This is a genomic window from Sphingobacterium spiritivorum (assembly GCF_016725325.1).
GTDB lineage: Bacteria > Bacteroidota > Bacteroidia > Sphingobacteriales > Sphingobacteriaceae > Sphingobacterium.
The window spans coordinates 4,583,298-4,600,899 of sequence record NZ_CP068083.1 but is presented as its reverse complement, the minus strand read 5'-3'; the positions used below and the strand labels follow the sequence as shown (position 1 = coordinate 4,600,899).

Sequence of the window (17,602 nt, the reverse complement as noted above, 5' to 3'; positions counted from 1 at the left end):
TGCTGTACTTCTGATACTTAAGATTAATCAGATAGCCCGCTACCGCATTTTAGAAATTAATTATGATTTTTTATTGACAAAAATGGATTTTGTTCTATATTTGCATCATTGTTTATAATCAGTCTAAATAAAAAATATGAAAATTATTACCCAATTATTTTTGATTCTGATTTTACTTGGCGGCAAACAAGTAGCAATGGCTCACGCTGTATGGATCGAGAGCAAAGCGTCCGCAAGTAAAAATCAACCCCACGATGTAAAAATATTTTTCGGAGAATATGCTAGCGGGGAAAAGGAAAGTACAGATAAATGGTACTCTGATCTCAAAAATCTGGAAGTATGGTTAACGACTCCGGATAACCAACGTGTAAAGCTTGATGTGAAGGATGAACAAGGCCATTTAGCAACATCCTTTGTTCCTGAGAAAGACGGTCTTTACTATATATCTACTGTACACGCAACAAAAGATTTAGGTGGAACTACAAAGTACAACTTTTCTTCACTTGTCCCTGTAAGTGTCGGCAAATTGGTAAACAACGCAAATTCTCCTAAAGATCTTCCTTTTGCGGTCGAAAAAGTCGTTACAAACGGAAAGAATAAATCTGAAGTAGAAGTGCTTGTCAGCAGTAATGGTAAGGCAGTCAAAGATGCTGAAGTTATCGTGATGTCTGAGACAGGATGGACCAAAACATTCAAAACGAACGAAAAAGGTATTGTTTCTTTCTCTCCGCAGTGGAAAGGTAATTATGTAGTGGAAGCATCACAGATGAATGATGAAACCGGGCGTTGGAATGATAAAGACTATACCCGTAACTGGCATGGTGCTACTACATTTTTTGAACAAAAATAAAAATTATAAAAGTTATCCGTAAAGCTGGAATAATGCCATATCACTACTGTCTTCAGGCAGAATGATGCTACATTATTAACAGACATGCTTTTGATGGTTTTTTCTGAAATCCACATGCACCTGAAAAGGGTAAGCGGTATGACAGCGAAATATACGGACAACTCTAAAATAGATTAACGTTTCTCTCTCTTTAATGTTTCAGCGGTTGGTCCCTATGATCAGCTGCTGATTATTTAAAGGAGCTTTGATTTAACTTATATATGTTTAGCACTAGTTTTTTACTTGTTTTTATAGGTTTTTTTCTCTGGTACAATACATCCAAAAAGGCCGGATGGAAAAATAAACCAGCATATCTGGCCAAACTGGAATCAAGGCCGCAGTTTAGTAAATTTCTATGTGCCACATTATTCATAATTGCAACCGGACTATTCGTTTATTATTTAGGTTGGATGAGTGGAATTTTTATTGCTATAATTAGTATTATGACAGCAGGAAGCCTGCTTGTTGCTCTTTTTCCATTTCGCTATCTGAATTATAAGTCGGTTCTGGCTGCTTATGCGGTATGTCTGCTGTTTGAATTTTTTATTTAATACATATGCCTGCTAATAAAAAATATTTAACCAAGTCTCCCTGGCTAAGACTTTCAAAAATTCTGGCCGGATTTGTAGGAGGATATGTAGTCATGCTGAGCTTCCACCTGTGTCTCATGTATATATTCCCTCAGGAAAATGTTATTATTACATCATTTATCACCGGATACATTTTATGGGCTTTCTTATTGTTATGGGCCTTTGTTGCTGAAAACATCTGGAAAGTATGGCTCACTTATATTGTATTAAGCCTGCTCTTCTCTATTCCTTACTTACTTAAATAACAACAATGAATATCAGAAGATATAACATCTATTTTCATACACATACCATCAGCGGCATACTCATCTGTGCATTATTATATGTGATCTTTTTCGCCGGTTCATTTACTTTTTTCAGAGAGGAAATATCTGCTTGGCAAAAGAATTTTTCATACAGTGCGCATAAAGGGATAGTAAAAAAAGACTACAATTTTTTAGTGGATTCGTTATCCACCAAGTATAACTTAACCGGAAGAGATTTTTCTTTTTATGTCAACCGGAATGACATGGCTACCTATGTAGACATGAGTGTCTCGGCAGATACCACTATCAGTAAAAAGAATCCGGAAACAGAAGGTAAAAAGGGGAGAAGAGGCCGGAGAGGAGGCAATGAAGATTCAGCTTATTTTACATATGACTTTGCTAAAAAATCAACATCTGATTATGCAAGTTCTTATGATATGGGCGAATTTTTATACAGACTTCATTTTCTGGCGCAACTTAATCAGATCCCAATCAATATCGGTACACCTTTCGGATATCTTTTAGCGGGCTTGGTATCTTTTCTTTTTTTATTCGCCCTGATTACAGGGGTATTTCTTCATTGGGATAAGATCAAATCCAATTTTTTTATATTCCGGCCCTGGAGTAAATGGAAAACGGTATGGACGGATATTCATACAGCTCTCGGTGTAATCGGTTTTCCTTTTCAATTTATGTTTGCTGTTACAGGGGTAATACTGATTATCAATTTTGTATTGATCATGCCCTACAGTAAGGTGCTGTATAAAGGAGATACGGAAAAGGTTTATCAGGCTTTGCAATATTCTGATGATGCAAAATATGAATATTCGTATCAGGCGCTGAATACTAAGTTTGATCTGAATGCCTTTGTAGAAGGAATAAATGAAAGATGGCCGGGAAGTACGATTAGCCGAATGTATGTACGAAACTATAATGATGCAAACATGCATATTATTGTGGAGGCTAAACCTGATGCAGATATCAACTTTTCCGGAACCGGAAAATTAGTGTATCGTGTCAAGGATCAAAAGGTATTAAGTGAGAAAACACCTCATCTGGAATCCAGCTATCTCGATCATGTAAAAGCATTGATTTATCATCTTCACTTCGGCGATTACGGAGGCCGTGCATTAAAGATTATTTATTTTGTATTAGGCGTAATGGGTTGTGTGGTTATTATATCCGGTATTTTGATCTGGCTAGTTGCACGGGATAAGACGAATGTACCTGCACATAAGCGTAAGTTTAACTTTTGGACCGCTAATATATTTCTGGCTTCCTGTCTGACTATGCTTCCGGTTACGGCATTCACATTTATTGTATTACGCTTTTTAAATACACCTACGCAGAGTGATATTTACCATTGGTATTTTTATTCCTGGTTGGTGCTGGCGGTCTATTTTATTATACGCAGGGATATCGCATTGACTAACCGCCAAACAGTATTTTTATCCATATTGCTGTGTTTGGGTGTTCCTCTTGCAAATGGTATTATGACGGGCAGCTGGCCATGGGCCACCTATCGGTCAGGAGCATTTGATATTTTATTTATCGATTTACTGTTTTTTGCATTGTCTCTGGTTTCACTTTATGTATATATAAAGATCAGAAAACGAAAATATACGGCTTAATTAAAAATTTTAGGCATTGATCCCATTGTAAATATGGGAGAAACTATTGTCATACTTTGTACTGCCCTTTATGCATACAGGTATGACAATTTTTATTTCAGACCGATCTGCAATTATTTACCGACTTTGATTATAGCCTTATGTTCTATTTTGAAATTGAGCGAGTTGGCTATAAAGCAATATGTATTAGCCTTGCGATGTAAGTCTTGTGCCAGTGCAATTTTATCTTCTTCTGCTATTTCTATTTGCGGATGTAAAGTTATTCCGGTAAAATACCCACTTCCATCTCCATTTTCCAGCATAGTTCCTTCCGGCTGATCCACATAGGCCAGTACTGTAATATTGTGCTGTGAACAGAAGTGCAGATACCAGAGCATGTGGCAGGAAGAAACAGAGGATAGAAGCAGCTCTTCCGGATTGTATCTTTGCGGATCTCCTCTGAAAGCCGGGTCTGAAGAGGCTTCAATAATGGCTTTGTTTTCAGACTGGATAGTATGGTTACGGCTGTAGGAAGTATAACTTTTAGTCCCTAGACCCGTATTACCAGTCCATTCTACCGTTAAACTGTATTGATGCTGTTTACTCATTGTGATTTTTTATTGGGGATTGCTATTGTACCATTTTTATAAAGTTGAATAGCCTGATATACTATATCTTTGATGGAGGAAAGCGGTAAATCTTTATCCGAATCTAAAAGCATGATCTTCATTCGTGCTCTTTTTTCAGTTATCAGCATGGGGTGTATAATGTGCTTACCTTCAACAATTCCAATATAGGGCTGTCCATAGGATTTGTGTATCCATAGGTAGCAGAACATTTTTCCTTTATAACAAAAGAAAGGCATACCATATTTTAGTTCATGTGTTATATCCGGATCTAAAGCCAGAATAATATCCCGTAGTGCTAACAGACAACTTTTATGAGGTTCCTGCTGTGATAAATAATAATCCGCCAGTGTTTTCATACTGTCCTTATATTAACCGGTATAAAAATAGGATTCTCTAACGTACTTTGCGGATACGTCTTTTTTTATTTTTCAGAACGAATCTTCTCAACTGTAAAAAACCTATAGTTACTTTTCGGTTGGTCTTGAGATAGGGTATACTCATTACTGCCAGTAAGGATACACAGGCCGAAGTGCCCAGTGCACCACCAAAGCCATCGAAAAATCGGCTTGTATTCAGGAAAATAAAGGTAAAAATCAGCCCGGCAAGTCCTAGTCCCAGATAGCTGGACAACTGACCGGAAGACACCATGCCAATAAAAGAGGAGCCTATGAATACGTAAGGTATATTTTTAGTAAGATAAGGCGACAGCAGTTCAGGGAAAAAATACAGAAATCCGGCAACCAGCATAGTTAGTGAAGCGGAAGAACGGATCGGCCCTTGCTTCAGATGAACACTGGTATAGAAAGATAAGAGACTTCCGAAAATACCTACACAGATTAAAATAAAGACTTCCATTAACTAACGAATAAGAAAGATAATCAGATAAGTGATAGACACACCTAAAAAGGCCAGTGTTCCCAGTTTGCCTCCGATTCCCGAAAACAAGCTTTTGGAAACAACCAGTAATACAGCAGTACAAATACTCGCTGCAAGGATAAAAGTAAAACCATTGGCAATACCTTCACTGGACATCCCCACAAAAGCTCCGCAATAAATGGCGGCAGGCAGCTGCTGAAGATAAGCGGACCGTTTATTCAGAAGCGGGACAAAAGAACCTGCTGTACCTATAATACCTGCCGAAAACACAGTTCCCAGATGAAAGTGAGTATGCAGATAGTAACAGCTTATTGCGCCTAGAGGTACACCTATTGACACCAGGATATGATCATAAAGATGCTTGTCGTGATGAATGGGAGCTCTGATGTAGGATACGAGAATAAGAATAGAGATGGCTATAATAAAAACAGATACCCAAGGAGACTGCATGTTTTCACGGAATATAGCCAGAAGAAATAGCAGCTGAATGATAAACAGGAGTCCTATCAGAAAAAAACGAAGTAAGCGATGGTAGCGCATGCCTTAAATTTGCTGTGCAAAAGTAAGTAATTACATTTTAAAATGTTAAAAAATCTTAAAAAGTTGTGCTGGATGTAATGTTGGAGGCTTTAGGATCGTTATATCAGTACTTTTCATAATTTAGGTTAATAATTGGTTAGAAAGACGCCCGAAGTTCCCCGCTTCGGGCGTCTTCTTTTTTTATGGTTTTTTTTTATGGTTTTACTTTTTAATGTTTCGCTTGTCCGTAAATGTTACAATAAAACTGAGGATTTGCGCAAATTTTATTGTTAACTTTATATAACTCATTAAAAAGGAGGTTATTATGAACCTGGTAAGCAAGATTGAGCACTGGGGAGATGCCCATCATCCCCGTTGGCTAGACGTACTAAGAATCGCATTAGGAATTGTGATCTTTGCAAAAGGAGTGAGTTTTATTATGGATACGGATTCCGTGTCCCGGCTCATTCAAAAAACCAACTTTCAGTTATCCATATGGTCTGCAGTCCACTATGTAGCATTTGCTCATCTGGTAGGAGGGTTGTTTATTGCTTTAGGGCTATCTACACGGCTAGCCGTTGCATTTCAGATACCCATACTACTTGGTGCGGTTTTCTTTGTCAATATTACAGATGGATTTAGTTTTCTGAATTCTGAATTCTGGTTTTCTTTGATTGTACTGGTATTACTTATTGTATTTTTTATTATTGGTTCGGGACCTTATTCCCTTGATAATGCAATGAATAAACCCGGATATCTGCGTAAGATATAGGAGACACATTACTTCCGGTGGAAATTATAAAGGCTGTCTTTTAAGATAGCCTTTATTGTGAATTTTAGAAATAAAATAGATGTTGAAGGAATTGTTTAACCTATTTAGGTTAAATAATTTTATTTTGAATGGATGTTTTATGTATATTTAGTTGTTAAGAGGAATTGGTTGTTAATTCAATCCTGCACATACAGACACTAACGCCTGCGCTATTGCATTTAAGAATTCTGACAATGATAGTTTACATAACCAACCATTCGTTCGAAGGAATAATCCAGATTAAAGCCCTGTTAGCAGAGCTTGTTTCTTCAATCATGTATTAAAATTTAATACGATATAAAGTTTAAAGATAATCAACTATGGAAAATTTTGGGGAAAAGATAAATGAAAACTACTCTTATACAAAGGGAAAAATAAGAAGGGAACTGGAGCGTATATTGAATAAGCACGGTGTAAAATCCCAAATTTCGAAACAGATATTTTATGACAAATGCAAGATAAGGAGGCTGGATAAGGGAAGTCATATATTTTCTGAAGGTCAGGTAAACAATTCAGAATATGTATTATTATCCGGAATACTGCATCGATGCAATGCCTGTGAAAAGGAAAATATAGTGACCACAGGTTTTTACAATTCTAAGTCGCTTATTACTCCTCATTTCCTGCGAACCAGAAACAATAAAAGTATCTTTAGCCTGCAGGCTGTGACTGATGTTATACTGGCAGAAATTTCATTAAAAGAATACAAGAGATTACATAAATTAAACAAAGAATTTGAAGTCTTTGAACGGCACTTTGTTCAGGAAGAGATTTTACAGATTTCTCATAACAAGGTATTTCTGCGTTGCTACGATACTAAAGAGAGATTGTTGTTTTTTCGGGAGCAATTTCCTGATCTTGAAGATAATATACCTCATGGTCTGATTGCTTCTTATCTTGGGATTACACATGTTTCTCTCAGCAGGTTGAGAGGAGAAATAGCGAAAAGTAAAATAAATCATGAGTAAAGGCAAAATTCATGAGTAGAAAAAAGAACTGGAAAAAGTCAAAAAAGGTATTTAGCTAAGCTTAATATTTTGAAGATGAAAATTTAACAATATCTTAATGTGTGCCAATTTTAATCAGGTTCAGCATGTTAATTTGCTTATTTATAGGTCTGTATCTTATTTTTAATCTTACCTTTCGAATGTCACATAGATATCAATTAGTGCCGTTTTTGCTAATAATTTTAGTTCCATATTAGGAATTGGCGCAATAATTGCGTATATTAGTAAAAATCAAAAAGAAAGGAATAATATATGATTAAAAAACAAAAAGTAAAACAAACTCAATTGCAAAAGAATCCCTACTTGTATTATGTAACTAACTGGGGTTTTGTAAATCCAACAACAACTGAGACTCCCTCAGAATCCAAGAAGCGTTAACACTCCCGTTAACCTTCTCTAATCAACAGAATTCGTAAATTTTTAAAGATGTGCTTTTTACAGAAAAGCATTTTTTTGCTATATCCTGTTTTTTAGCCTGTCCAAAATACATTGATAGTAAGATTGCTTATCATTTTCATTGATGATAACGATCTTTACATCATGTGTTTTCAATAAATCCAGCTTCGCTTTTGACCGTTCGGTATAGTATTCAGGAATGTAATAGTATATAGTATTCCGGATAAATGGATTTCGTTTGTAAAACTTACTCCTTGCCCTGTAAGTCAGGAGCCACCACAAATCCGTTTCTACAAAATCCAGCGCAAGTCCGAAAATATGAATATCGGTAGTAAAAAACAGATCAATCCAGGATTGACAGACTATTTTATTTCCCTTAGCCAATTGTCTGATAAAGGAAGTATTGTCGACTCTGGAATTGCTGTAATTGGTGCCGGATATGGTATAATTTCTCATTCCCTGTAGCTGTCCGCAGTAATGCTCATAGCCGAGATTTATAGAATTCGGACTGTTGCACTCTCCGTGAATATGCCAATACGTTTTTTTATCCAGCTGATGTCTGCGATATATACTGTAGGTTGTTTCCTTAACGACGCTATCGTTTTTAACCGGTACCTGACCTTCCAGCGTATACTCGTAGTTTGTGGTCATAATATGGGACACCGGAAGTTGGCGAATTTGTTCGTGTATAGTGTTTGGATTTATTTCAGAAACCCGATTTGCTATATAGGTTTTGAGCTCCTTCTCGTGGAGCATTCCAGCTCTTATTGCTTTTAAAAAGATTTCTTCATAGAGCATTGGAAAAGGCTTATCTGTATCTTCTATATCCTGGATACGAAACTTTGTTTTTATCTCCTGAAGGAGATCATTCCAGCTTTTTCCGGGAGAAATGTTGTTTATATCATTTCCAATCAGTAGAGCGTATATATGTGCTGATTTTTCCATCTCAAAATGCTTTATAAGTAAAAATTTCCAAGCATAATGCAGAGGAACAGTTACGCCAATATACCGTATTAATCGCTAATTTTCAATAATTCTCCTGTTATTGATCCGGAAAACTAATGGCCAACTGTTGTTATCTGAGAAGTTTTCATAGATCTCATGAAAATGAACAGGGATAGTGCTATACATAGTGCAAATACAAAATAGCTTACCGCCAGACCTTCCTGACCGTTGATCTTAATCGTCTTGATCAGCATCATACTCGCCAGAGAGGTGACCAAATAGCAACCGCCACTTGTCAATCCGCTTGCTACCCCAGCATGTGTGGGAAACCGAGTAAGGCAATACGTAAAGTAAATATTATAAATAAACCCCGACATCACATGCAGACACAATACGAATGCCATCAGAACATAAATATTTGGATTGTATCGTGATGTAGTATACATAATAACGGAAAGTGCGAGCTGTATAGTTACAGCGGTAACGAGCTTTGAAAAAAATGGTTTATTCTGTAATGTTTTACCTAGAATTCCGCCCGTCATAAGTCCCAGACCCGACAACAATGCACAATATCCTGTAGTGACAGCAGAGAAGTGAAACCGCTGTTCAACGATAAAGGGAGCAGCCATTCCAAATACCATCACCATACCATAACTGAATCCCAGCACAACCAGACCTATACTAAAATCCGGAGCTCCAAGGACATGCTGATAAGACTGGCGGATATTTTGTGCATCAAAAGGTTTACGAATCTGAAGTGCTTCTCCTGAAAAAAACAATTCAATTAAGAGACAGATCAGGGAATAGCCCGCCAGCAGATAAAAATTTGCTGTCCAGCCAAAAGCCTGCTGCAAATAACCGCCTATAAAGGGGGCAGTGATAGGAGCCATAGCCCAGATAATCGTAAGCATACTGGTGTAATGCTGTAATTGTCGTCCGGAATAAATATCCACAAGAAAAGCGCGTTTTCCAACCACTATAAAAGCGGCTGAAATTCCCTGTAAAATGCGCATTAAGTATATAAAATGAATATTGTGAACAGTCGCAATAGCCACATTACTTAGCAAAAATACGGTGAGTGCTACCAATACAATACGGTATCTTCCAAAGCTGTCTACAATACTTCCCGCCATAAGCAAAGAAATACCGTAGCTGATCAGGAAAAATGTTAATGTTAATTGAATACCTCCGGCATTGGTATGTAGCATTTTCTGCATTTCGGGGAAGGAGGGAAGGTATACATCTGTGACAAGACCAGAAAGGGGTATCATCAGAAAAATAGAAAGTGTACAGATGCTTTTGTATTTGGGGTCGTATAATTTCATAGACTTATTTGTGTCAGATCAGAGTACAAAAGTAGTTCATATGATAAGAGTAAAAAATAAGGAATTCAAATCAAAAAGTACAAAAATCAAATATGTGTTGCCGATGTGAATTTGTATTGACGGGGACTTTCACCCATATGCTTTTTGAAAAATGTATTGAAATGCTGAGGATATTCAAACCCAAGTCCGTTTGCAATTTCGGCGATACGCCAGCCACTGTGCAGCAGGAGATTTACAGCCTCAGCGAGTATACGCTCCTTTATCCAGTCACTGGTGGTTTTGCCTGTTTGTACTTTAAGACTGTGATTGAGGTGGTTCACATGTATATGCAGGTTGTCTGCAAAATGGGCAGGAGTCCGGAGTTGTAAACCCGGTACAGGGGATTCAATCGGAAATTGATTGTCAAGCAGATCCATAAAACGGGTTACGATATCCTGTTGGTAAATACCCGAATCATGAGGCATACTGGTCGTCTTGATCTTGATCGCCGTATAGACAACAAGATTCAGCAAATCTTTTAATAACAGATCTTTATCACTGAAATTGCTGCAATACTCGCGCTGCATACTTGAAAAATAGTGATGCAGATGCTCATATTGTGTGTCATTTAGAAAAAGAAAGGGATATATATCATCTTTAAATAAGGAGAATAGTTTTCGGAAAGATTGTCGTATTGTTGGTGTGATAAAGTATTCATTAAATAAACAGGTGAAACCCTCCTGATCTTCAGGTAGATTCTCCCATCCAAAACGAATATTTCTGTCCGAAAAGAAGAGCGCAGGTTTATCAATCAGCACTTCTCCTTTTTCAGTTTGTAAAAGCGCTTTCCCACGGGTAAGAACAATCTTGTAATAGTCTCTGCGGGCAAAATTTAATGTAGTAAAACAATTTCCTCTTTTCAGAATATTGAAGTGTGCAGCATTGGCTCCATGTATACTGAATTCCAGAGGAACCGGTTTGCTTAACCTGCTGTAATATTCCTCTAAAGTTTCCTTTGCTTCCATGTTGCAAAATTACAAAAATCAAATGAGGGATACGGTTATGTTTACGTAAAAAACATATACGCTGATCATTTTAAGTAGAGCAGCGAAAGACAATTTCTTATTGCTTACATAATATAGTACTCTTCAGGTGCAGGAGGAGCGGGTTTAGACACATTTTTCTCGCCTATCTGTTGCAGAATATTCATTTCAATAGTCTGGCTTAAGGTTGTCATCGGTGTATCCATAGGCGAATTTTCGAATGGATCCTGCATCATAATGGCTGTTTTCTCAATAGCAATAAAAATTACGGGTATACCTATTGTGAGTGCAATTTTGGCATACATCAGATTGTCGCTTAAGCAAAAGGGAAGCATAACAATGAATACACAAATCATAAAATGTAGCAAAACACTGTAAGATGACGGGAATACTGTGTTTTTTATCCGTTCACATTTTCCCATTGAATCGCAGAGACGTACTAATGTTTCATCTATCTGTACCTGACGAAACTCTGTGATCTGCTGTTGTTCTGCCAGCCGTTTAAGCTGTAAACTATGCGCACTGAGTATGGTATTGGGAATATTGTGATCATGTATATTATTTTTATCCAGGTAGTGCTGTACTTTATGTGAAAACGGAACTCTTCTGAGCGATTCACTGAGGGCATAATTCCAGATGATCTGACGTTCGGCAAATGAATTAATTTCCTGTTGTGAGCTGTCTGGCAGAAATTGTATTAACTGGCGTATCAGTGTACGGGAATCATTAACTATACCGCCCCATACAATGCGTGCTTCCCACCATCTGTCGTAAGATTGTGCTGTCCGAAAGGCCAGTAATAAAGAAACAATCGTTCCCATAGTAGAAATAATAGGCAGAGGAATAACAATAGATTCCAGATATTTCTCATGAGAAACCCATCCGATCAGCAGGGAGAAGGTGACAATATAGAGTAAGTCAAATTTTATTATTTTAATAAAATCCCACACCGATATACGTTTGTTTAATAGCATATGTTTCTAATTAAATAGTGTTACTGCAGCTGTTTAAATGCAGATTAAGTAAGAAACAATATTTTATATTCATTGTTTTACGAAACGGTATTTATACTAAAAAAAATAAAGGAGGGGTAGAGTGGGCAGATCTTAAAGTATCTTTAAAAAAGAAAGAACGGATCGAATCGTTGAAGACTGTAAGAGTTAGTCGGGATGGCCGGATTTGAACCGACGACCTCCAGCACCCCATGCTGGCGCGATACCGGGCTACGCTACATCCCGAAAGGAAGTACAAATAAAACAAAGAGAACGGTTATAATCAATTTTTTTTGATCTAAACCGGAGATTATTTAATTTATCCGGAAGCATCAGCTTTGACTGCTTCCGGATAAATGAAAAAACTGAAATCTGGGTGTTCAGAAAACTGTTTTAATCTGTGTATTTTTTGAAAATAGAAGTCGCAATATGTCCGCCGAATCCGAACGTATTATTCATTGCATAATGCAGTTCTTTATGCTGTGCTTTTTCTAAAGTAAGATCGAATATATCTTTAAATTCGGGTTCAATATCAACCGAGTTGATTGTTGGAGGGATTATGTTTTCCTGTACTGCTTTGATAGAGGCAATGGATTCTATTGCACCTGCAGCTCCTAACAGGTGTCCTGTCATGGATTTTGTAGCACTGATATTTACTTTACTTTCAGCTCCGAAAACACGCAGTGCGGCTCTCAGTTCACTCAGATCCCCCTGAGCTGTAGATGTCGCATGTGTATTGAGATAACCAATATCTTCCGGCTGCAGACCAGCATCTTCCAATGCTGCGAGCATCCCCAGATAGGCACCTTCACCTTCCGGATGTGTACCGGTCATATGGTATGCATCTGCGGCCATTCCACCGCCAACAATTTCTGCAATAATAGTTGCGCCTCTTTTCTTTGCGCTTTCCAGATCTTCCAGTATCAGTGCGCCGGCACCTTCACCCATTACAAAGCCATCTCTGTTTATATCAAAAGGTCTGGATGCCTGCTGAGGATCATCGTTGCGTGTAGATAAGGCTTTTGCAGAATTGAATCCACCTATTGAACTTTCTGTGATAGGGGCTTCCGAGCCGCCTGTGATGATCATGTCAGCTTTATTCCAACGGATATAGTTAAAAGCATCTATAATAGCTGTATTCGAGGTAGCGCAAGCAGATACAGTAGAAAAGTTGATACCTCTAAGGCCGTATTTTATGGAAATCATACCAGCGGCAATATCTACGATCATCTTAGGGATAAAATACGGATTAAATCGAGGAGTCCCATCTCCAAGTGCAAATTCGCTGACCTGCTGCTGGAAGGTTTGTATTCCGCCGTTTCCTGACCCCCATATCACTCCGATCCGGTTTCTGTTTAACTCTTCAAAATTGATATCGGCATCTTTTATAGCCTCTTCTGCAGCTATAAGTGCATACTGGGTAAAAGGATCATATTTGCGGATTTCGGCCTTGTCCATGTAATCCAGCGGGTCAAAATCTTTGAGTTCACAGGCAAATTTTGTTTTGAACTTGCTGCTGTCAAATTTTGTAATAGCCGCAGCTCCACTTACACCATTGATAAGGGAGTGCCAGAATTTCTTTACATTGTTACCGATAGGAGTCAGAGCTCCCATTCCAGTGATAACTACTCTTCTCATTTTCTTGTTATTTTAGCAGAAGCTCTTTTTTAATTGCTTCTTGTATTCGTTTGAAATCATTTTTGTCTGTCAGCCTTGCGAGCGGAACAATAGCCACCATATTGGATATGATCAGAAGAGCTTTTGTCCGGATATCTGTGTTGAGATTAAAAACTCCCTCGTTTTTACCTTCTTCTAAAAATCCGGTAACCCAATCCAGCATAGAAGATGAAAATTCCCTGAGTTTATCTGTCATACAGTCTTCCAGCGTATGATAATCAGGGGCTAAAGAGCCTATAATACAGACCTTTTTTTCCAACTCTATCTGGGCATGAATAGCGAAGAAAGTTTCCAGTTTGTCAATGGCAGAAAGATGCTCGGAATTTTGTCTTGTGGTGTTGAATTGATCAATATGATAATCAATTACAGCAGCTCCCAATGCGGTCTTGGTAGGGAAATGATAATGAATGGACGCATTTCTTATATTCAGTTGTCTGGCAATATCAGAAAAACTGAATGCATTGAACCCTTTCTCCCGAATGAGTTTATCTGCTAATGTAAGTATGGCTGATCGTGTATCCATATCAGATACAAATATACTTACCTACATGTAGGTAGGCAAATTTATTTTTTTAAATCCGTATTTACAGATGAAAGAGAAGAAATAGAAAAATAAGGTACATAAAAAAGACGGGAAGCCAACAGGCTTCCCGTCAAAAAAAATAAGGCTATTTTTAGGAAACTTGTGTCGTATTGAATACATCTCCGAAACGGGAAAATGTTTCATTGGCGATTTCTGCGGCTTTGTGATGTGTCTCCGGGTTTTCGCCCTGTGTATTTAGAGCTGCAGTGAAAATACCCCACATCTTGCCTGTGTTCTCACCATAGCCGGAGAAGAAGGAAGTACCTTTGTGTATACCATATTTATTGAGCATCTGCACAATGATTGGTCCTCCCATGATCGAGCCTTCCAGTACATACAATGCACTTAATGCTTCTAAAGGATTGCTGATCTCCGGAACTTTGATATCAGATCTGTTTTCTACAGTTCCGCCCAGCGACTCAATATCTGCTTTGATGTAGTCTGACTTTCTGCGATCAGCATAGTCGTGTAGGACATCGGCACTGATGTAAGGCTGGATTGCCTTTTCAATAGCATTAAAATAGATGTAGAAATTGTTTAAAAAGTCTGCGTAATCAGCTTCTGAACGAATGGCTTTCATTTGTCTAACGACAGTGCCTTCTAAGGCCTGATGTGCAGATTTGGTAGATTCTTTGATATGTTGACTTAACATTGTATATTCTTTTTTTATTTAACGGTTTAATACAAATATTCGTATTAATTCCTTCTCTTGTATGCTGATTTTTGCTTATTAATCTATGAATTTCGCTTTATTTCAGTTTCAGATCTCTTTTTATCATGGGTACATAAGGGACGGCTTCCTGTTGTTCTGTTTGTGTGAGCTGTGTAGTTGCTGAGCGCGCTGAAGTGGATGATTTGACTTTCCCGCTGATTAGATCCAATGTTGCCGCCAGATAGGGTTCATTGGGATCTCCCAGAGGCAGAGACGGGACCCCGGTGACATTCACATCTACCGGTATACCATTAAAATAGTCTGACCAGCCATTTGCATTGCGAATCAGAAAACTGGCAAGATAGAGTTTATACTGATCAATATTTATGGCAAAGAAGCCAACAGGTTTACCGTATGTTTTTTGTCCTATCAGCTTAACGGGGAAATACGGCATGAGACTGCTGATGACTAACTCGCTTGCCGAAGCTGTTCTGCCGGTGACAATAAAATAAATGTTTTTGACAGATTCCAGTTTTCCTTTCTTTTCGAAAACTTTTGTAGTCCCTTGTTCTGAAAAATTCACATCTGCCATTGTTGCCACACGTCCCTGATAGGATACTGTTTTGCCCTGTTCGTTCAGAAAGACCTGACGGGTTAATATAGTGGCTTTACCTTCCCGCATAATCGGATTGAATTGTTCGGTGAACATGACCTTTCCGTTGAGAGAAGTAGGAGCAATCAGATCCGTCAGGTATTTCGCAGTCTCCACATAACCTCCTCCGTTACTCCGCAGATCAATAATCAGGTTTGTAGGCGCAAACGCAGCCATTGTCGCAAAGGAGTCATCCAGAGCCGCCTGACAACTGCTCAGTATAGGGAAGGAGCCCAGCGCTATATATCCTATACTTTGATTTCCTTCCTGCCAGGTTTTCTGATACAGTATCGGGGATGAAGTCGCTGCGATAGCTGCAGTAGATCCGGATTGGGCTGTTCCTTTTTCAATATTGGAATACTTCGAAACACCTACGCCTATTGGGTTTTCAAAGGGAATGCCAGAGCTGTTCTTTTTGTACTGCGTAATGTCAAACAGTTCTTTCTTAAATGCAGTCAACTCCGGGTTGATGCTCCCATATCTTGTCCTGGGATCAAAATCCTGATATGTCGGTAAGGCATCCTGCCACAGGTATACCTGACGGGCATACAGAAAGATCGAATCCAGTGTAAATTGTGTACGTGTCCCTGTAGTCGGTGATATAATTTTATCTTCTTCCGGATCGGTATCCTTATCTTTCTTACAACTGGCCAGAAGGAAAACGGGAAGTAAGAAAAAAAGCAGATGTCTGCTCCATATCTTGTGATAGGGCTGCCGGGACGTGTATATTTTTTGCATCTTTTGCGGGTTCTTTAGTTAGTTAATTCAGAGACTAATTTACTGATTAGATTTGATAGCATGCTTATCGCGTATACATTTTTAAAGGTGCTTATGTAGAATTATAGCTATAAATTTTGTGATTTTTACAAACTTTAACATTTTATCTTTCATATAATGGGTTGATAATTATATTTTTGCATCCTTAAGATATATATGTCCAATGGTATTTTACTGTTGGCAGCAAAACCCCGGAACTTCACAGCTTCGGGGTTTTGTGTTTTATTACTCCGGTATTACGGGTCTTTCTGTCGCCGTCGGTTCACTACTCAGGGATTCTAAAAAAGAGACTATTGCTTTCCGTTCTGTACTCGTCAAACGTAGATTTTTGATATGGGGGGATAGTTCTCCATTGATCTGCTGTCCGCTTACCTGAGGCATTCCCTGACTCAGCAGATCGAGCATTTCTTCCAATGTGGATACAGTACCGTTGTGCATATACGGGTATGTTTGTGCAATATTCCGAAGACCTGCTGTACGAAACTTCCCTCTATCGGATTCTATGCCTGTGGCTATAAATCTGCCGTTGTCAAGAGTTCCTGTGCGATCTGTTGCATATCCTAAATTATGGTATTCCAGATCTGTCAGAAACGGACCATTGTGACAATTCAAGCATCTTCCTTTTGTGCGAAACAGATGCAAACCTTCAATCTGCTGGTCGCTCAGTGCCTTGTACTGACCTTTCAGAAATTTATCAAAAGCTGTTTCTCCGCTTACAATACTCTGAGAATATACCGCAATAGCATCCAGTATGCGCTGTCTGTTAATTTCCTGATCTCCGTACGCTTCTGCAAAAAGAGCCAGATAATCTTTTACAGCAGACAGCTTTGCAGGCAGGGTATAAGTATTTCCTCCCATTTCGATTGGAGATTCGATAGCTTCGGCAATCTGCTCTGCATACGTCTTTGCACGACCGTCAAGAAAGAGCCTGCCATTGACATACCACACATTTTCCATAGAAGGAGTATTGCGGTGATGTGTAGCTATACCTTCAGCAGTTTTTTTTCGATCTACCCAGTAGGTTGCCGGATTATGACAGGAGGAGCAGGAGTTGTCACCACGACCAACACGCGGATCGAAGAAGAGCACTTTACCTAAAGCGATAACTTTGCGCTGAGCAACAGCATCAACCGGCCCGGCAGGCATGACTGCCAGCTCCTGAAACAGAATGCCTTCATCCAGCACAGGTTTGGGCCATAAGGACGAACGGGTTTCATATTGCTCTCGCAGGCTTTTCTCCTCCGGAATAACAGGAGGATCTGTATCCGGACCTTTTGCTTTGCTACACGCGCAAAAAACACATATGATTAGTATAATTAACCATTGAAAGGTAGAAGATAACATGAAATCGGAAATTAGGATTTAGTAAATAAGTATCTGCAATGTTGTATTCCAGATACTCATT

At 38.5% G+C, this 17,602-nt stretch carries 19 protein-coding genes and 1 tRNA gene; 6 read left to right on the top strand and 14 right to left on the bottom strand.

Annotated elements, in window-relative coordinates:
• Positions 1–136: 136 nt before the first annotated feature.
• From I6J02_RS19285 to I6J02_RS19270, 4 genes are all read left to right on the top strand, one after another.
• The gene (locus tag I6J02_RS19285; RefSeq protein ID WP_201679397.1) at positions 137–850 is read left to right on the top strand and encodes a DUF4198 domain-containing protein; all 714 of its coding nucleotides are present in this window, start codon (positions 137–139) and stop codon (positions 848–850) included.
• Positions 851–1,110: 260 nt separating this feature from the next.
• A complete protein-coding gene (locus I6J02_RS19280) occupies positions 1,111–1,440 on the top strand; it encodes a hypothetical protein (RefSeq protein WP_201679396.1) in 330 nt (109 codons plus the stop codon).
• Between the two features lie 5 nt (positions 1,441–1,445).
• Positions 1,446–1,724, top strand: a complete 279-nt coding sequence (locus I6J02_RS19275) for a hypothetical protein (protein WP_003005970.1) — start codon at positions 1,446–1,448, stop codon at positions 1,722–1,724.
• Positions 1,725–1,729: 5 nt separating this feature from the next.
• Entirely contained in the window at positions 1,730–3,355 is a 1,626-nt protein-coding gene (locus I6J02_RS19270) for a PepSY-associated TM helix domain-containing protein (protein WP_201679395.1), read from the top strand.
• Positions 3,356–3,468: 113 nt separating this feature from the next.
• Here I6J02_RS19270 and I6J02_RS19265 read toward each other — a convergent pair whose 3' ends face one another.
• Genes I6J02_RS19265 through I6J02_RS19250 form a run of 4 tightly spaced genes read right to left on the bottom strand, consistent with a single transcriptional unit; the run spans position 3,469 to position 5,379 of the window.
• On the bottom strand, positions 3,469–3,942 hold the full coding sequence (locus tag I6J02_RS19265) for an OsmC family protein (RefSeq protein WP_201679394.1): 474 nt from the start codon (positions 3,940–3,942) through the stop codon (positions 3,469–3,471).
• Positions 3,939–4,319 (bottom strand): DUF1801 domain-containing protein, encoded by a 381-nt coding sequence (locus I6J02_RS19260; RefSeq protein ID WP_201679393.1) that lies wholly within the window; start codon positions 4,317–4,319, stop codon positions 3,939–3,941. The genes I6J02_RS19265 and I6J02_RS19260 overlap by 4 nt, the downstream gene beginning before the upstream one ends.
• Positions 4,320–4,356: 37 nt before the next feature.
• Positions 4,357–4,818 carry a hypothetical protein gene (locus I6J02_RS19255; protein WP_201679392.1) on the bottom strand — a complete coding sequence of 154 codons (462 nt, stop codon included), beginning with the start codon at positions 4,816–4,818 and terminating at the stop codon, positions 4,357–4,359.
• Positions 4,819–4,821: 3 nt separating this feature from the next.
• Positions 4,822–5,379: a hypothetical protein gene (locus I6J02_RS19250; protein WP_201679391.1), complete on the bottom strand. Its 558-nt coding sequence runs from the start codon at positions 5,377–5,379 to the stop codon at positions 4,822–4,824.
• 304 nt (positions 5,380–5,683) lie between these two features.
• On the opposite strand from I6J02_RS19250, the gene I6J02_RS19245 reads away from it, so the two are divergent.
• Positions 5,684–6,130: a DoxX family protein gene (locus I6J02_RS19245; RefSeq protein WP_201679390.1), complete on the top strand. Its 447-nt coding sequence runs from the start codon at positions 5,684–5,686 to the stop codon at positions 6,128–6,130.
• A gap of 359 nt (positions 6,131–6,489) precedes the next feature.
• Positions 6,490–7,137: a Crp/Fnr family transcriptional regulator gene (locus I6J02_RS19240; protein WP_201679389.1), complete on the top strand. Its 648-nt coding sequence runs from the start codon at positions 6,490–6,492 to the stop codon at positions 7,135–7,137.
• Positions 7,138–7,632: 495 nt separating this feature from the next.
• Here the strand turns inward: I6J02_RS19240 and I6J02_RS19235 are convergent, their stop codons facing one another.
• The 10 genes from I6J02_RS19235 to I6J02_RS19190 all read right to left on the bottom strand — a co-directional run bounded on the left by I6J02_RS19235 (position 7,633) and on the right by I6J02_RS19190 (position 17,541).
• Positions 7,633–8,517, bottom strand: a complete 885-nt coding sequence (locus I6J02_RS19235) for an SIR2 family protein (RefSeq protein ID WP_236582175.1) — start codon at positions 8,515–8,517, stop codon at positions 7,633–7,635.
• Positions 8,518–8,630: 113 nt separating this feature from the next.
• Positions 8,631–9,842 (bottom strand): MFS transporter, encoded by a 1,212-nt coding sequence (locus I6J02_RS19230; RefSeq protein ID WP_201679388.1) that lies wholly within the window; start codon positions 9,840–9,842, stop codon positions 8,631–8,633.
• A gap of 86 nt (positions 9,843–9,928) precedes the next feature.
• Positions 9,929–10,846, bottom strand: coding sequence for a helix-turn-helix domain-containing protein (locus tag I6J02_RS19225; RefSeq protein WP_201679387.1), 918 nt, complete (start codon positions 10,844–10,846; stop codon positions 9,929–9,931).
• A 104-nt stretch (positions 10,847–10,950) separates the two neighbouring features.
• Entirely contained in the window at positions 10,951–11,838 is an 888-nt protein-coding gene (locus I6J02_RS19220) for a bestrophin family protein (RefSeq protein ID WP_201679386.1), read from the bottom strand.
• A gap of 190 nt (positions 11,839–12,028) precedes the next feature.
• Positions 12,029–12,102: transfer RNA gene (locus tag I6J02_RS19215), tRNA-Pro, on the bottom strand.
• Positions 12,103–12,249: 147 nt separating this feature from the next.
• A complete protein-coding gene (gene fabF / locus I6J02_RS19210; protein ID WP_201679385.1) occupies positions 12,250–13,494 on the bottom strand; it encodes a beta-ketoacyl-ACP synthase II in 1,245 nt (414 codons plus the stop codon).
• A gap of 7 nt (positions 13,495–13,501) precedes the next feature.
• Complete coding sequence (locus I6J02_RS19205) at positions 13,502–14,056, bottom strand: TetR/AcrR family transcriptional regulator (protein WP_201679384.1); 555 nt, start codon at positions 14,054–14,056, stop codon at positions 13,502–13,504.
• 151 nt (positions 14,057–14,207) lie between these two features.
• A complete protein-coding gene (locus tag I6J02_RS19200) occupies positions 14,208–14,768 on the bottom strand; it encodes a biliverdin-producing heme oxygenase (protein WP_201679383.1) in 561 nt (186 codons plus the stop codon).
• Positions 14,769–14,865: 97 nt separating this feature from the next.
• Entirely contained in the window at positions 14,866–16,158 is a 1,293-nt protein-coding gene (locus tag I6J02_RS19195; RefSeq protein WP_201679382.1) for a S41 family peptidase, read from the bottom strand.
• A gap of 264 nt (positions 16,159–16,422) precedes the next feature.
• Positions 16,423–17,541, bottom strand: a complete 1,119-nt coding sequence (locus I6J02_RS19190; RefSeq protein WP_201679381.1) for a cytochrome-c peroxidase — start codon at positions 17,539–17,541, stop codon at positions 16,423–16,425.
• Positions 17,542–17,602 lie beyond the last annotated feature (61 nt).

Bases quoted from the DNA above. Each gene is read 5' to 3' on its own strand.
- I6J02_RS19285 (WP_201679397.1), top strand. From the start codon at position 137: ATGAAAATTATTACCCAATTATTTTTGATTCTGATTTTACTTGGCGGC.
- I6J02_RS19280 (WP_201679396.1), top strand. From the start codon at position 1,111: ATGTTTAGCACTAGTTTTTTACTTGTTTTTATAGGTTTTTTTCTCTGG.
- I6J02_RS19275 (WP_003005970.1), top strand. From the start codon at position 1,446: ATGCCTGCTAATAAAAAATATTTAACCAAGTCTCCCTGGCTAAGACTT.
- I6J02_RS19270 (WP_201679395.1), top strand. From the start codon at position 1,730: ATGAATATCAGAAGATATAACATCTATTTTCATACACATACCATCAGC.
- I6J02_RS19265 (WP_201679394.1), bottom strand. From the start codon at position 3,942: ATGAGTAAACAGCATCAATACAGTTTAACGGTAGAATGGACTGGTAAT.
- I6J02_RS19260 (WP_201679393.1), bottom strand. From the start codon at position 4,319: ATGAAAACACTGGCGGATTATTATTTATCACAGCAGGAACCTCATAAA.
- I6J02_RS19255 (WP_201679392.1), bottom strand. From the start codon at position 4,818: ATGGAAGTCTTTATTTTAATCTGTGTAGGTATTTTCGGAAGTCTCTTA.
- I6J02_RS19250 (WP_201679391.1), bottom strand. From the start codon at position 5,379: ATGCGCTACCATCGCTTACTTCGTTTTTTTCTGATAGGACTCCTGTTT.
- I6J02_RS19245 (WP_201679390.1), top strand. From the start codon at position 5,684: ATGAACCTGGTAAGCAAGATTGAGCACTGGGGAGATGCCCATCATCCC.
- I6J02_RS19240 (WP_201679389.1), top strand. From the start codon at position 6,490: ATGGAAAATTTTGGGGAAAAGATAAATGAAAACTACTCTTATACAAAG.
- I6J02_RS19235 (WP_236582175.1), bottom strand. From the start codon at position 8,517: ATGGAAAAATCAGCACATATATACGCTCTACTGATTGGAAATGATATA.
- I6J02_RS19230 (WP_201679388.1), bottom strand. From the start codon at position 9,842: ATGAAATTATACGACCCCAAATACAAAAGCATCTGTACACTTTCTATT.
- I6J02_RS19225 (WP_201679387.1), bottom strand. From the start codon at position 10,846: ATGGAAGCAAAGGAAACTTTAGAGGAATATTACAGCAGGTTAAGCAAA.
- I6J02_RS19220 (WP_201679386.1), bottom strand. From the start codon at position 11,838: ATGCTATTAAACAAACGTATATCGGTGTGGGATTTTATTAAAATAATA.
- fabF (WP_201679385.1), bottom strand. From the start codon at position 13,494: ATGAGAAGAGTAGTTATCACTGGAATGGGAGCTCTGACTCCTATCGGT.
- I6J02_RS19205 (WP_201679384.1), bottom strand. From the start codon at position 14,056: ATGGATACACGATCAGCCATACTTACATTAGCAGATAAACTCATTCGG.
- I6J02_RS19200 (WP_201679383.1), bottom strand. From the start codon at position 14,768: ATGTTAAGTCAACATATCAAAGAATCTACCAAATCTGCACATCAGGCC.
- I6J02_RS19195 (WP_201679382.1), bottom strand. From the start codon at position 16,158: ATGCAAAAAATATACACGTCCCGGCAGCCCTATCACAAGATATGGAGC.
- I6J02_RS19190 (WP_201679381.1), bottom strand. From the start codon at position 17,541: ATGTTATCTTCTACCTTTCAATGGTTAATTATACTAATCATATGTGTT.